This window comes from Acinetobacter sp. LT1 (assembly GCF_059800965.1).
In genome coordinates this window covers 1-1,233 of sequence record NZ_JBBAXE010000033.1, presented here as the reverse complement: position 1 = coordinate 1,233, position 1,233 = coordinate 1, and the positions used below count along the sequence as shown (strand labels likewise).

Below are 1,233 nucleotides of genomic sequence, written 5' to 3'. Positions count from 1 at the left end.
CCTGATGAGTTGATATCGGCAGCTGCACCCGTACCCGTTGTTTGTATGTTCACTAAACCTTGGGTTTTACTGGTCGAACTGATTGTGCCACTGTGTTCAATTTTTCCGGCACTGGTAATCACCAGATTGTTAACTGCCTGAACAGTCCCTGCGTTAGTCACGCCTAAGCCTTTTTCAGTTCCCATCAAATAGATATTATTGGCATACATCCCACCTAGCGCTTTAACATCTACCGCCAATGTCGGTGCAGTTCCAGTACCTGTTTTAGGTGTAACATCCTGTAAATCTGCACTGACATTATTTGCTCCAGCAATCACCTGAATATCATTTTTAGCACGTAGCTCAGCACTAAGCTCTAATGCACGCGCATAGAGATCCACATAATTTGCATCGTTATTATTTCCACCCAAACCAAATTTAGAATTGGGGTTCGCTGAGACCGTAATTTTCCCTTGGTCAACCGTAAACTGTTTGATGCTGCCATCAGCATTTAACTGGGGTTTACCTGTGGTAAAAATTGCCTTGTTGGCATTAATAAAACCACCACCTTTAATATTAATACCAGACGGGTTGGCAATAATGACATCAGCCATTTGCCCTGCAACTTCCAAGTTCCCTTCAAAACGTGAAGCGGCTGATGAATTTACTTCATTTAAAATAACTCGCGCTTCGCCTGTGGCTAAAAACGGGTTGGCTGCAACGTTTCCTACTGTTTTTGTCGTAGCACCCTGACGGCTGTTATTCAGGACTGCACCTTCTGCCAATACATCAAACTGTTTATAAATATTATGGGATATCCCATTTTTCGGAGTTTGAATATTAACGACAGGAACGACTGTACCTGCCGAGTTCTTTCCAGCACCAATGACTGCTCTATTCGCAGCATTTGCAGCACTATCCGCTACAATACCCGCATAAACAGGTGCTAAAGGCATCCACAAGCTAATACTGGCAACAAGTGCTTTCACTTGCCAGAGTTGATGAAATGCCTGAGATTCAGTGTTATCAATATTGGTCTGGGTACTTGCTTCACTTTGACCCGATGTCTTGGTCTGGCTTCGTACATTTTCAGCCACGGCCACAAACATTTGACGTGCTTTGCTATAAATAATGCGATAACTATTCTTGTTCATGAATAAAGTCTTTTCTAAAGTAAATTAATAAGAAAGGTTGATACTAAAACCGGTAACCCAGTCTTTTTTTATGCTGTCAGGTGCAATTAGTCCCCGACCT

General features: G+C 42.5%; 2 protein-coding genes. Both read right to left on the bottom strand.

Features of this window, described 5'->3' with window-relative positions; genetic code table 11:
• Positions 1 to 1,133, bottom strand: a 1,133-nt coding sequence (locus tag WBW42_RS18720) for a two-partner secretion domain-containing protein (RefSeq protein WP_163114544.1), incomplete at its 3' end; no start/stop codon positions are given.
• Between the two features lie 24 nt (positions 1,134 to 1,157).
• The coding region (locus WBW42_RS18715) for a hypothetical protein (protein WP_498479063.1) at positions 1,158 to 1,233 on the bottom strand (76 nt) is incomplete at its 5' end.